We start from the raw sequence: 13,754 nt of genomic DNA, 5'->3' as shown, positions 1-13,754 counted from the left end.
CAGACCGAGGTGACTGCATCGCGGGTAAGCCCGGCTCCTACATAAAGCCCGTTCCCACACTTGGCCCAGTGTTCACAAGGCAGAATTCTAGAAGGATTGCATTATGCGTATCGTCGTTGCACTGGGCGGTAACGCCCTGCTCCGCCGTGGTGAACCCATGACTGCGGACAACCAACGCGCCAATATCCGGGTCGCCACCGAACAGATTGCCAAGATTCATCCCGGTAATGAGCTGGTGATCGCCCACGGCAATGGGCCGCAAGTCGGCCTGCTGTCGCTGCAAGCGGCCGCCTACACCCAGGTTTCCCCCTACCCGCTGGACGTGCTGGGCGCCGAAACCGAAGGCATGATCGGCTACATCATCGAACAGGAACTGGGCAACCTGCTGGACTTTGAAGTGCCTTTCGCCACCCTGTTGACCCAGGTCGAAGTGGACGCCAAGGACCCGGCCTTCCAGAACCCGACCAAGCCGATCGGCCCTGTCTACTCCAAGGCCGAAGCCGAAAAACTGGCCGCCGAAAAAGGCTGGGCAATTGCCCCCGACGGCGATAAATACCGTCGGGTAGTGGCCAGCCCACGGCCCAAACGCATCTTTGAAATCCGCCCGATCAAGTGGCTCCTGGAAAAGAGCAGCATCGTGATCTGCGCCGGCGGCGGCGGTATCCCGACCATGTACGACGAGAATGGCAAGCTCAAGGGCATCGAAGCTGTGATCGATAAAGACCTGTGTTCCTCGCTGCTGGCCCAGCAACTGGAAGCCGACCTGCTGGTGATCGCCACCGACGTCAATGCGGCCTTTATCGACTTCGGTAAACCGACGCAAAAAGCCATCGGCCAGGCGCACCCTGACGACATGGAAAAACTCGGCTTCGCCGCTGGCTCCATGGGGCCCAAGGTCCAGGCCGCCTGCGAGTTCGCCCGCAACACTGGCAAAACCGCAGTGATCGGTTCACTCTCGGACATCGAAGCCATTGTCCAGGGCACCGCCGGCACCCGTATCAGCACGGCAAAACCTGGCATCACCTACTTATAAATACACCCCAGGCGGTTGTTGCAGCCGCCCTTCTCCAATGCCTTGTTAGGGAGAGACGCCTATGGCCATTTTTGAACCCGGTCACTTGCATATTGAACGCCATGCATTGAATGCCCAGGATCACAGCTACGACCTGTGCATCGACTACGAAGTAAGCCAGGACCCAAAGGAAGGCAAGGGAATGCTCTTCAAGATGCACGGTTCGGTGCAGGGCAAAGACCTCAAGGAAGAATTCTTCCTGCCCAAGGACCAGGCCTTCGACTTTGCCCGCCACGCCATGAACATCGCGCAGAAGTACGGCATGCCGAAAACTGCGGTGCTCAACGGTGGCATGCATAAACAGTACGACCTGATGTTCGAGGATGTGCGCCACCAACTGGATGTAAAACCGGGCGACCCGATCAAGCCAGAGCATCTGGAATAACCTCGGTTCCACTGCCATAACCAGTCAAATGTGGGAGCTGGCTTGCCTGCGATAGGCATGAGTATCTACGCAACTCTTTGATGGTTCTTGGGGATGTGTACATATCCGTTGCTGCGGTCACGGCGGCTAATGGCTCCGCCCTGACGGCGGGTCACTTTCGAAAAGCGCGAAAGTAACCAAAGCGCTCTTGCCCCACCACTCGGTGCCTCGCCTAGGCTCGGCATGCCCGCAGTCAGGCATTGCTCCGTGGGCCCGCCGCGATCGGCCATCCATGGCCGTGTCGCGGCTACCCCGGCATCCATGCCGGGGTGCCCACTGCGCAATACCTGCCTGCGGCCATCGTGGTTTGACGGGGCGCCTAAGATCAAAAGCCAGATCAAAAACAGAGCAACAGCAACAACAAAGCCAGAGCGCGAAGCTGCATTCCCCTGTGGGAGCTGGCTTGCCTGCTCCCACAAGGGGTACGCGCACGCTTCGACGATCAGGTCGGCTGTCAGGCCGCCTCGCTCTGCTTGTGATTTTGATCTTAGGCGCCCCGTTAAACCACGCTGGCCGTAATCCGATATTGATTTGGGGGGTAAACCGGCAGGACGCCGGTTTAGCCGCGCTGGGCCATGGATAGCCCATCGCGGCGGCCCCCCAAATCAATGTCGGATTACGGGCATGCCGAGCCTAAGCGAGGCACCGAGTGGTGGGGCAAGAGCCCTTTGGTTACTTTGGGGCTCTTTTCCAAAGTGAGCCGCCGTAAGGGCGGAACCAATAGCCGCCGTGACCGCAGCAACGGATATGTACACACACCAAGAAGATAGTTGTGTAGATACCTATGCTGCGATAGGGATCTATCAGTCACTCATGGGCTGACCGATCGACCGCTATCGCAGGCAAACCAGCTCCCACATTTTTGATCTCCCCCCCGCTCAGGCATACTGGCCACCCTCCGCATTGCAGAATCAAAGTCCGCCCCATGCGTATCCACGTCAGCTTCATCGACCGCGTCGGCATCACCCAGGAAGTTCTGGCCCTGCTCGGTGGGCGCAATCTCAACCTGGATGCGGTGGAGATGATCCCGCCCAACGTCTACATCGACGCGCCGACCCTGAGCGTGCAAGTGCTGGAAGAATTGCGCGACGCACTGTTCAGCGTCCACGGCGTACAAGCGGTGACGGTGGTGGATATCCTTCCCGGCCAGCGTCGCCACTTGCAACTTGACGCGCTGCTGGCGGCCATGACCGACCCGGTACTGGCCCTGGACAGTGCCGGCAAGGTGCTGCTGGCCAACCCGGCGCTGATTGCCCTGTATGGTCGCGAGCCGGCGGGCGAAAGCATCGCCGAGCTGTTTGACGATCCGGCACTGCTGGACACCTTGCTTGAACATGGCTTTCGCCTGCCCCTGCGCGAGATCAGCGTCAACGGCCAGACCTTGCTGCTGGACGCCACGCCGATTACCGATGCGGGCGCGCTGCTGACCTTGTACCCGCCCAACCGGATCGGTGAGCGGCTGTCAGCCCTGCACCATGACCATGCCGAAGGCTTCGATGCGCTGCTGGGTGAATCCGTGGCCATCCGTACCCTCAAGACCCGCGCGCAACGGGTTGCGGCCCTCGATGCCCCGCTGTTGATCCAGGGCGAAACCGGCACCGGCAAAGAGCTGGTGGCCCGCGCTTGCCATGCCATCAGTGCGCGACATAGCTCGCCGTTCCTCGCGCTCAACTGCGCAGCCCTGCCGGAGAACCTCGCCGAAAGCGAGCTGTTCGGCTACGCCCCCGGCGCCTTCACCGGTGCCCAGCGCGGCGGCAAGCCGGGGCTGATGGAGCTGGCCAACCAGGGCACGGTGTTTCTCGATGAGATTGGCGAGATGTCACCCTACCTGCAGGCCAAGCTCCTGCGTTTTCTCAATGACGGCAGCTTTCGCCGGGTCGGTGGCGACCGTGAGGTCAAGGTCAATGTGCGCATCCTCAGTGCCACCCACCGCGACCTGGAGAAAATGGTCACTGAAGGCACGTTCCGCGAAGACCTGTTCTACCGCCTCAATGTGCTGAATGTCGAAGTCCCGCCGCTGCGCGAGCGTGGCCAGGACATCCTGCTGCTGGCCCGCTACTTCATGCAGCAGGCCTGCGCGCAGATCCAGCGTCCGGTCTGCCGCCTGGCGCCGGGCACCTACCCGGCCCTGCTGGGTAACCGCTGGCCGGGTAACGTGCGCCAGTTGCAGAACGTGATCTTCCGCGCCGCCGCCATTTGCGAAAGCAACCTGGTGGACATTGGCGACCTGGACATCGCCGGCACCTCGGTCGCCCGCCAGAGCGACGGCGAGGTCGACAGCCTGGAGCAAGCGGTGGAGGACTTCGAACGCAGCCTGCTGGAAAAGCTCTACGTCAGCTATCCCTCGACACGCCAACTGGCCAACCGCCTGCAAACATCCCACACGGCGATCGCCCATCGGTTGCGCAAGTACGGTATCCCCGGCAAACCCTGAGCCAGGCACTCACCAGAAGATCCGCCGCCCGCGTTGCATGACCGCCCCCGTGGCGCTGAAAAACAGGCTTTGGGCCATGGCCGCGCTGATCCGCGAATAATAGATGGCGATGACATCGCTGTCGGTCTTGTCGGCCAGGCTGCGAAAGCTCATAAAGCGTTGTTCCGGCCGTTTCAAATGACCGGCGCTGTACTCGGCATTCGGGGTCGCGGGCGTGCGGTAATGAAAATGGGCGTAGGCCAAGACCTTGCCGTCCATGTCCTTGACCGTATATTCCTGTAAAAAATCATTCGCCCGCTTGAGCGCAATGCGCCCCTCTATCGGTACGATCTGCACCTGATTCTGGCTTTGCAGATACGCAATGCCCGCTTCGTCGGGTGGCAGGCGCTTGACCATTTCGATGCGAATCAGCCGGCCTTGCTCGCGCAGGTTGCGCGAGCCCTGGGCCAGCTCACCGAGCAACGGCTCTTGGGTGGCCTGGGAACTGTCCTGCCCCAGGGCTTTGCGGATTTTTTCGGCCACCACGTTCATCTTCTCGCTGTGGCGCGACAACCTGGCCTCGACGCTGGCGGGCAGGCTGGCCTGGAGCGCTTCGTTGCGCGCCTGGTCGAGAACGATCGCCTGGCGCTCCAGCAGTTTGCGCGCATCCCCCAGCAGCTTTTCCAGCGGACGCACGGCTCGCACGGGCGCTGTGCTGGTCTCGGTGAGCGTCTCAAAGGCTTCACTGCCCGGTGTCTGGCGAAAGCTCGCCACCAGGCTCTGATCGACTGGGTTGATGACATCGACAACACCCGTGTCCACCGCCGCAGCAGTACTACGGGCCTGCCCCACCAGGTAGCGGTTCTTGCGATCTCGGATCAAGCGTTTGCCAGCGCCCAGCGCGGGCCCCGGCTTGCGCCCGGGGTGCGCTCGCGCTCGCGCAGCAGTGTGGCCATTGAGCCCCTGACTTCGTGTTCGAGGGCGTTGAGCAGACGGTTTACGTGCCCGATGCTGCCGTCGTACAGCAGGTCGGCCGCGGTGTCGTCGTACTCGCGCAGGCGCGCCTGGGTGTTGTCGTACTCAAGCAGCAGCGCGTCATACCCCTCGATACGCTGCTGCACACTCAGGGGGCCGGCTGCCTGCAAGGTTTTTTGTGACTGGACCGATTGAATCGCCTCATCGATCAACGACCTGATCTGCATGAAGTCGTCATATTCCTCCAGGAGCGGCGGCCTGCGCAGCAGCACGCCACTCAGGGCTTTCAGCTGGACAGACTTCCAGTCCAGCGGCGTCCCGAGCACCGAAGGCGGCACCGCGTCGGGACGTGCGTCGTAACCGGGCACTTGGGCCAGACGCGCATGGTTGTTGCGTTCCAGGATGCTCAACTCGATCAGTTTGTCGTTGTAGCCGATGATCTTCTGCGTCGCCTGGAAAAACGTCTGGTGCGCGGCCTGGGCAACGGCGACGTCTTCATCTTCCAGTTGCGCTTGCAACTGGCTGCGGCGCTCGCCGGTGAACGCCTCGGATGCGCGGCTGGTTATCAGCACCGCCATTTGCATGCGCAGCGTTTCGACGAGGTCTTCGAGTTGCAGGATCTTTTCCTGCTCGAACCGCGCCACCGGTTTGTTGGCGTTACAGGCAATCAATGCATCCAGTTTGGCGAGTTGTGCCTGGGTTTGTTTTTCCAGTTGCACGATAAAACTGGCGCGGATGTCTTGCCGTTCTGCCTCAGTGAAACTTTCCGGTTGGCGCATATGGGCCTTCTGAAAGCGCTTTTGCACGGTAGCGACCGCCGTCTCCTGCGCCACCAGGCGCGTCGTCGCCTCCTGGTAAAGACGTTCCAGCATCTGGTTATGCCGCTGAATGCTCGCGCGACGGCTGGCGACCGAGGGTTTGGGCTGGCCGCCGAGCAACTGCAGGCCCACGTCCGGCTTCCATACCCCGCGCGCATTCTTGCGCAGCCAGGGACCCTGACGCAGCGGTGCTCTGAGGTCGACGATTCGCCAGCGTCCTTCGGCCTGTTTGACCCCGTAGACCTTGCTGTCGAGCAGCAGGTAATCGCCATGGCGAACGGTCCCCTGCGCGTCCCGGACCATGACCTGCCCGCGGACAGGCGTATCTGGCGAAGTGATGGTGGGAGGTCCCGGCCACCGCTCACCGCGCCCCGGCGACCAGTGGAAGGTCTCAAGCTGGGCCTGCTGCGCGGGGTCAAGCCGTAAGCGCGCATTGGCCCAGGAGAAATCCATCCCGGTGACATCCCCTAGCGAGCGCTGCCAGGCGAACGTCGCCGGCGTCTGCCGGGCATGCTTGACCGGCAGGCTGTCGAGCCGCGCAATCGAGCGCTGGGTGACGGGCCTGGTCTCGCTCAGGCGCAGGCGCTCATCGATTCCGACGATGGGGCTCAACAACAGGCCCGCCAGACTGCCCATCAACTCCACCAGCGTCGTGGCGCGGTCTTCTTCACTGGCCGTGGCCGGCAACGCGAGTACTGTGCGAAAGCTGCCCAATACCAGGGTCAGCCACCCGGCCACCGCCACCGGCCCCCTGAGCATGGGTAAGAGCGCGTTGAACAACTGCCAGAGGTCATTTCTGAACAGCGTCCAGCGTAATGCTTCGGTAGAGATGGATTGTTTTTCAGCGGTCTGCCAGAGGCTCCTGGCGTTTTCATCAAAGACGCTCTCAAGAAACACTCCCGGCACCGCCTCGTCACTGAGCAACGCCGGACTGGACGCTGGCTGTGCGCTGTACTCGTCGCCCTGCAGAAAACGCTGGACATGGGGGTGCAGGAAACCGCCATTGGCAAACAGCGCCCGGCTGTTTTCGTCCAGGCGTTCCAGCACCACGGCCTGCAGTTCGCTGCCTGTGCTGGCGATCGCGTCGAGCAACGCCTGGCGGCTGGGGAACTGCTGGAGCGCAGCTTCGACCTGATCGGGCCGATACAGAATATGGGGCAGCTCACTGTTGTCCCGCGGGCCGATGACAAACAGGTTGCTGGCTTTATGGACGACGCCGCCGGCATGGGTCAGAAACGCCAGGGGCCGGCCAACGATAACGGGTTGGTCGGGGCTGCTCTGCAGCAAGGCCTGCACCACCCGCACGCCTGCCGCGGTGAACCCATGGCGTTGACGCAAGCGATTTTCCAAGGCTCGCATCGGCAGTTGCAGCGCCATCTGCTCGACAAACAAACGCCGGCGGCGTGCCGACTCTAGCGGGTCTGACAGTAACGCGGCCTTGAGTCGCGCCGGATAGTGCCGGCCCACATCGACGGTTTCGATGAGTGTTTTCAGGTAGCCGGGCGTGACCCAGCCGCCATGCGCCCCTGGGCTGATCTGTACGCTGGCGTAGTGTGTGGCAAAGGGATTTTCCAGCGACCACAACGTCAGGCTCTTGGTGGTGCGTTCGGTCCAGCCCACCGTTGCGCCTTGGGTGCGTTCAAACGTCAGTTGGCAATCATCCGGATTGACCGGCGTCTGGTGCGGGTAGTCCAGGCGCATCTGGCGTTGCAGCGCCTTGCGCGCGTACACGTCGATCGGATCGAGCCCATCCAGGAACGATGCGCCAGCGCTGCGTTTTTGCAGGTGCGCCAAGCGCTCAAGCCACTGGCCATAGGTGTATCGATCAGCACTGTCAGCGGTCTGCAACCAGAGGGGCAACTGCTCTTCGTGGGGCTGCTGGACATAATCGGCATCGAACCACACCTGAGGCGCGGTGAGCCGGCTGAACAGGCGCTTGTAGCTGTCGACACCGGGCAGCGCCTGCCAATTGACCTGTTGCAGGTTACGCAGTTGGCGCTCCAGCAAGGCCTGGGCCTGTGCATCGAACACATCACCCTGGGGCTCTTTGAGCACCCAGCTGACGAGCAGGCCGGGCCTGTAGTTGCTCATATAGCGCGGCAACAACTGACCCAACTCGTCCTGCGTCGTGAGCTTGAGCACACTCATCACCGGCACATAGACCAGGGTCACCGGCTGCTGCGCCACCTGGCGCTGCAGGACCAACAGCGTCAGCCACTCCCCCGGCTGGCCTTCCTGGGCGGCATAGACTTGATAGATATGCAGCGCATCCGGCTGGCCCAGGGCCTGGCGGTCCGCCAGATAACCCCAAAGCTGCTGCGGGCCGTCGCCCACGCCCAACAACTGCCTGCCCTCCTGCGACGTCAGCGGCGGGTTTTGCCAGGCCGTGAGCAGGCACGCGCGCAGTTGCTTGCCCACCGCGCCCCAGCGACTGAGGCCAGGATCATCCGCCACCGGCGCATTCCAGAAGGCCACCAACCGCGCACTGAAGGCCTCGAACAACCCAGGGGCCAGGGTGTCGAGCATGCGTTCGATATCGTCGACCGAAACCCCGGCGGGGGCCGGTACCAGGTCTCGACTGATGGAGCTGACCAGTAACTGATAGCGACCTGCACTGTCACTCCCCTCCCGAGCCCCCATGCGACGCCGGATCAACGCATCCCCCAGGCAAGTGAGCTGCCCGTAAGTGCCCGGCGCCTGGGTTCGCACGCCGATCCAGGTAGCCGTTGCGCGCAGGCCGGCGCCAGCGAACCCTTCGTCGAGCCAGTCCTGGATCATCGACTCGGCCACCTGCATCAGTGTCGGGCGCTGGGCAAACATACGCCCGAGGTAGTCGCGGGAGGCATATGCCTGTGAAGTGTCGTGAAGTGCCGCCGGTGAATGGCTCATGTCGCGCGTCCTGATGATTCGGAGCGGGGAAAATAGGTCGGCCATGGGCGTGCGGGGCACTACATAAATCAATGCACTGGCGCTTCATCAAGCGGGACGCGTGTATTGAAAACGCTACAGCGGAACGTTTTCAATACACCGCTGATCGTCCTTCGCTATGCAAGGCTTTGATCCGCATAGGCTTTTTTTCTGCCATCGAAGCGTAGCGATTTCGCTACAGCTGTTGGGAACTCACACGCGGCATTATTTTTTAACTTATTGATTTGTAACGACAAAAATATATTGGCCGCATTTTTGCTAAGGACTTACCCATTCCAATCCCGTCCACCAGACGATTCTGGCCCTGAGGAGTTTCCATGAGCGAATTGCGTTTTACTGAAGATCACGAATGGCTGCGTGCCGAAGCCGACGGCAGCGTCACCGTAGGTATTACTGCGTTCGCGCAAAACGCACTGGGTGATGTGGTTTTCGTACAACTGCCTGAGCTGCAGGCCTACGACCAGGGTGCAGAAGCTTCCACCGTAGAGTCGGTCAAGGCCGCCAGCGGTGTGTACATGCCCTTGACCGGCGAAGTGCTGGCAGTGAACGACAAGCTCAGCGACAGCCCGGAACTGGTCAACGAAGACCCGATGGGCGAAGGTTGGTTCTTCCGCTTTAAACCGGCCGATGCCGATGCGGTAGCTAAGCTGTTGGATCAGGATGCGTACGACCGCCTGATCAAAGCCAATGCGCAAGCTTGAGGAGCGTGCCATGACCGTTCAATTGACCACCGCCAACGAATTTATCGCCCGCCATATCGGCCCGCGCCAGGACGACGAGCAGCAGATGCTTGCGACCCTGGGCTTTGATTCCCTCGAAGCCCTGAGCGCCAGCGTGATCCCGGAAAGCATCAAGGGCACCGCCGTGCTGGGGCTGAGCGACGGTCTGAGCGAAGCCGATGCCCTGGCGTCGATCAAGGCCATCGCGGCCAAGAACCAACTGTTCAAGACTTACATCGGCCAGGGCTACTACAACTGCCACACGCCGTCGCCGATCCTGCGCAACCTGCTGGAAAACCCGGCCTGGTACACCGCCTACACGCCGTACCAGCCAGAGATTTCCCAGGGTCGCCTGGAGGCGCTGCTGAACTTCCAGACCCTGATCAGCGACCTCACCGGCCTGCCGATCGCCAACGCATCCTTGCTCGACGAAGCCACCGCCGCCGCCGAAGCCATGACCTTCTGCAAGCGCCTGAGCAAGAACAAAGGCAGCAACGCCTTCTTCGCCTCGGTGCACAGCCACCCGCAGACCCTCGACGTGCTGCGCACCCGTGCCGAGCCGCTGGGCATTGATGTGGTGGTGGGCGATGAGCGCGAGCTGACCGACGTCAGCCCGTTCTTCGGCGCCCTGCTGCAATACCCGGCCAGCAACGGTGACGTATTCGACTACCGCGAACTGACCGAACGCTTCCACGCCGCCAACGCCCTGGTGGCGGTGGCCGCCGACCTGCTGGCCCTGACCCTGCTGACCCCACCGGGCGAGTTCGGTGCCGACGTGGCCATCGGCAGTGCCCAACGCTTCGGCGTGCCGCTGGGCTTTGGTGGCCCGCACGCGGCGTACTTCTCCACCAAGGATGCGTTCAAGCGCGATATGCCGGGCCGTCTGGTCGGGGTGTCCGTGGACCGTTTCGGCAAGCCGGCCCTGCGCCTGGCCATGCAGACCCGCGAGCAACATATCCGCCGCGAGAAAGCCACCAGCAACATCTGCACCGCCCAAGTGCTGCTGGCCAACATCGCCAGCATGTACGCGGTGTACCACGGCCCCAAAGGCTTGGTGCAGATCGCTACGCGTATCCATCACCTGGCCGCGATCCTGGCCAATGGCTTGAGCACGCTGGGCCTCACGGTTGAACAAGAGACGTTCTTCGACACCCTGACCCTGGCCACCGGCGCCAACACTGCTGCCCTGCACGACAAGGCCCGCGCCCAGCGCATCAACCTGCGCGTAGTGGACGCGGCACGCCTGGGCCTGTCGGTGGACGAAACCACCACCCAAGCCGATATCGAAACCCTGTGGAGCGTGTTCGCAGGCGGTAAAGCCCTGCCAGACTTCGCCGCCCTGGCCGCCAGCGTCGACAGCACCCTGCCCGCCGCACTGCTGCGTCAGTCGCCGATCCTCAGCCACCCGGTGTTCAACCGTTATCACTCCGAAACCGAGTTGATGCGCTACCTGCGCAAGCTGGCCGACAAGGACCTGGCACTGGATCGCACCATGATCCCGCTGGGCTCGTGCACCATGAAGCTCAACGCTGCCAGTGAAATGATCCCGGTGACCTGGGCCGAGTTTGGCGCCCTGCACCCGTTCGCCCCGGCCGCACAAAGCGCCGGCTACCTGCAACTGACCAGCGAACTGGAAGCCATGCTCTGCGCGGCCACCGGTTACGACGCCATCTCCCTGCAACCGAACGCCGGTTCCCAGGGTGAGTACGCAGGCCTCTTGGCGATCCGCGCCTATCACCAGAGCCGTGGCGAAGAACGCCGCGATATCTGCCTGATCCCATCGTCGGCCCACGGCACCAACCCGGCCACCGCCAACATGGCCGGCATGCGCGTCGTCGTCACCGCGTGCGACGCCCGTGGCAACGTGGACATTGAAGACCTGCGCGCCAAGGCTATCGAGCATCGCGAACACCTCGCCGCGCTGATGATCACCTACCCGTCGACCCACGGCGTGTTCGAGGAAGGCATCCGCGAAATCTGCGGGATCATCCACGACAACGGCGGCCAGGTGTATATCGACGGCGCCAACATGAACGCCATGGTCGGTCTGTGCGCCCCTGGCAAGTTCGGCGGCGACGTGTCCCACCTGAACCTGCACAAGACCTTCTGCATCCCCCACGGTGGTGGCGGCCCGGGCGTTGGCCCGATTGGCGTCAAGTCACACCTCACGCCGTTCCTGCCCGGCCATGCGGCCATGGAACGCAAGGAAGGCGCGGTGTGCGCGGCGCCATTCGGCAGCGCAAGCATTTTGCCGATCACCTGGATGTACATCAGCATGATGGGCGGCGCGGGCCTCAAGCGCGCTTCTCAGTTGGCGATCCTCAATGCCAACTACATTTCCCGTCGCCTGGAAGAGCACTACCCGGTGCTGTACACCGGTAGCAACGGCCTGGTGGCACACGAATGCATCCTCGACCTGCGCCCGCTCAAGGACAGCAGCGGTATCAGCGTCGATGACGTGGCCAAGCGCCTGATCGACTTTGGGTTCCATGCACCGACCATGTCGTTCCCGGTCGCCGGCACCTTGATGATCGAGCCGACCGAAAGTGAATCCAAGGAAGAACTGGACCGTTTCTGCGACGCCATGATCGCCATCCGCGAAGAAATCCGCGCAGTGGAAGACGGCACGTTGGACAAGGATGACAACCCACTGAAGAACGCACCGCACACCGCTGCCGAAATCGTCGGTGAATGGAGCCATCCGTACAGCCGCGAACAAGCGGTGTACCCGGTGGCGTCGTTGATCGAAGGCAAGTACTGGCCGCCGGTTGGCCGGGTCGATAACGTGTTTGGTGATCGCAACCTGGTGTGTGCGTGCCCGTCGATCGAGAGCTACGCATAACCTGACTGTAGAAACGCAGTCAGTGTGGGAGCTGGCTTGCCTGCGATGCAGACACCTCGGTCTATCAGTAGCTCCGAGGTGAGGCTATCGCAGGCAAGCCAGCTCCCACATTGATCGCATTCCACAGGGCAGCTTGCGTCCAACAATAAGAAACCGGAGAACCACTCATGTCTTTAAGCGTGTTCGACCTGTTCAAGATTGGCATCGGCCCCTCAAGCTCTCACACCGTTGGCCCGATGCGCGCCGCAGCCCGATTCGCCGAAGGCCTCAAGCGTGACGACCTGCTGCACGCCACCACCTGCGTCAAGGTGGAGCTCTATGGATCGCTGGGCGCCACCGGCAAAGGCCACGGCAGCGACAAGGCCGTGTTGCTGGGCCTGGAGGGCGAACACCCAGACACCGTGAACACTGAAACCGTGGCCGCGCGCCTGGCGCAGATGCGCAGCGACGCGCGCTTGAACCTGCTCGGTGAACACAGCATTGCGTTCAACGAGAAAGAACACCTGGCGATGATTCGCAAACCCCTCGCCTATCACCCCAACGGCATGATCTTCCGTGCGTTTGACGCTGCCGGCATCCAGATCCGCAGCCGCGAGTACTACTCGGTCGGCGGCGGTTTTGTGGTGGATGAAGACGCTGCCGGCGCCGACCGGATCGTCGAGGACGCCACGCCCCTGACCTTCCCGTTCAAACATGCCAAGGATTTGCTTGGCCATTGCACCACCTATGGGCTGTCCATCAGCCAGGTGATGCTGACCAATGAAAGCGCCTGGCGCCCGGAAGCCGAGACCCGCAGCGGCCTGCTGAAGATCTGGCAGGTGATGCAGGACTGCGTTGACGCAGGCTGTCGCAATGAAGGAATCCTGCCGGGAGGCTTGAAGGTCAAACGTCGCGCCGCCGCGCTGCATCGTCAGTTGTGCAAGAACCCCGAATCCGCCCTGCGCGATCCGCTGTCGGTGCTGGACTGGGTCAACCTGTACGCCCTGGCGGTCAACGAAGAAAACGCCAACGGCGGGCGCGTGGTCACGGCGCCCACCAACGGCGCTGCGGGGATCGTGCCCGCCGTACTGCATTACTACATGCGCTTTATCCCCGGCGCGAACGAAGACGGCGTGGTGCGTTTTCTGCTCACCGCCGCGGCCATCGGCATTCTGTACAAGGAAAACGCCTCGATTTCCGGCGCCGAAGTCGGTTGCCAGGGTGAAGTTGGCGTGGCCTGTTCGATGGCGGCGGGCGCGCTGTGCGAAGTGTTGGGCGGCAGCGTCTCTCAAGTGGAGAACGCCGCCGAGATCGGCATGGAGCACAACCTCGGCCTGACCTGCGACCCGATTGGCGGCCTGGTGCAGGTGCCCTGCATCGAGCGCAATGCCATGGGTTCGGTGAAGGCGATCAATGCGGTGCGCATGGCCTTGCGCGGCGATGGGCAGCATTTCGTGTCCCTCGACAAGGTGATCCGCACCATGCGCCAGACCGGCGCCGATATGAAAAGCAAATACAAGGAAACCGCCCGTGGCGGTTTGGCCGTCAACATTATCGAGTGCTGATGCTTATAAACGCGCCAGC

The 13,754-nt window shown here is 62.3% G+C and carries 8 protein-coding genes; 6 read left to right on the top strand and 2 right to left on the bottom strand.

Annotated elements, in window-relative coordinates; translation table 11 throughout:
• Positions 1–103: 103 nt before the first annotated feature.
• From arcC to HKK57_RS16465, 3 genes are all read left to right on the top strand, one after another.
• On the top strand, positions 104–1,033 hold the full coding sequence (arcC, locus tag HKK57_RS16475) for a carbamate kinase (protein ID WP_029296314.1): 930 nt from the start codon (positions 104–106) through the stop codon (positions 1,031–1,033).
• 61 nt (positions 1,034–1,094) lie between these two features.
• The gene (locus tag HKK57_RS16470) at positions 1,095–1,457 is read left to right on the top strand and encodes a DUF5064 family protein (protein WP_169390435.1); all 363 of its coding nucleotides are present in this window, start codon (positions 1,095–1,097) and stop codon (positions 1,455–1,457) included.
• 964 nt (positions 1,458–2,421) lie between these two features.
• The gene (locus tag HKK57_RS16465) at positions 2,422–3,930 is read left to right on the top strand and encodes a sigma-54-dependent transcriptional regulator (protein ID WP_029300271.1); all 1,509 of its coding nucleotides are present in this window, start codon (positions 2,422–2,424) and stop codon (positions 3,928–3,930) included.
• 9 nt (positions 3,931–3,939) lie between these two features.
• Here the strand turns inward: HKK57_RS16465 and HKK57_RS16460 are convergent, their stop codons facing one another.
• Entirely contained in the window at positions 3,940–4,791 is an 852-nt protein-coding gene (locus HKK57_RS16460; RefSeq protein WP_169390434.1) for a hypothetical protein, read from the bottom strand.
• The gene (locus tag HKK57_RS16455) at positions 4,788–8,591 is read right to left on the bottom strand and encodes a hypothetical protein (protein WP_169390433.1); all 3,804 of its coding nucleotides are present in this window, start codon (positions 8,589–8,591) and stop codon (positions 4,788–4,790) included. Before HKK57_RS16455 ends, HKK57_RS16460 begins: the two co-directional genes overlap by 4 nt.
• A gap of 356 nt (positions 8,592–8,947) precedes the next feature.
• Between HKK57_RS16455 and gcvH the strand changes: the two genes are divergently transcribed.
• The 3 genes from gcvH (at position 8,948) to HKK57_RS16440 (ending at position 13,735) form a co-directional block, all read left to right on the top strand.
• Positions 8,948–9,331, top strand: coding sequence for a glycine cleavage system protein GcvH (gcvH, locus tag HKK57_RS16450; protein WP_029300273.1), 384 nt, complete (start codon positions 8,948–8,950; stop codon positions 9,329–9,331).
• Positions 9,332–9,341: 10 nt separating this feature from the next.
• The gene (gcvP, locus tag HKK57_RS16445) at positions 9,342–12,191 is read left to right on the top strand and encodes an aminomethyl-transferring glycine dehydrogenase (protein WP_169390432.1); all 2,850 of its coding nucleotides are present in this window, start codon (positions 9,342–9,344) and stop codon (positions 12,189–12,191) included.
• 167 nt (positions 12,192–12,358) lie between these two features.
• Positions 12,359–13,735 (top strand): L-serine ammonia-lyase, encoded by a 1,377-nt coding sequence (locus HKK57_RS16440; RefSeq protein WP_029300275.1) that lies wholly within the window; start codon positions 12,359–12,361, stop codon positions 13,733–13,735.
• Positions 13,736–13,754 lie beyond the last annotated feature (19 nt).

This window comes from Pseudomonas sp. ADAK21 (assembly GCF_012935735.1).
Classification (GTDB): Bacteria; Pseudomonadota; Gammaproteobacteria; order Pseudomonadales; family Pseudomonadaceae; genus Aquipseudomonas; species Aquipseudomonas proteolytica.
This window is presented reverse-complemented; position numbering and strand designations above follow the sequence as displayed.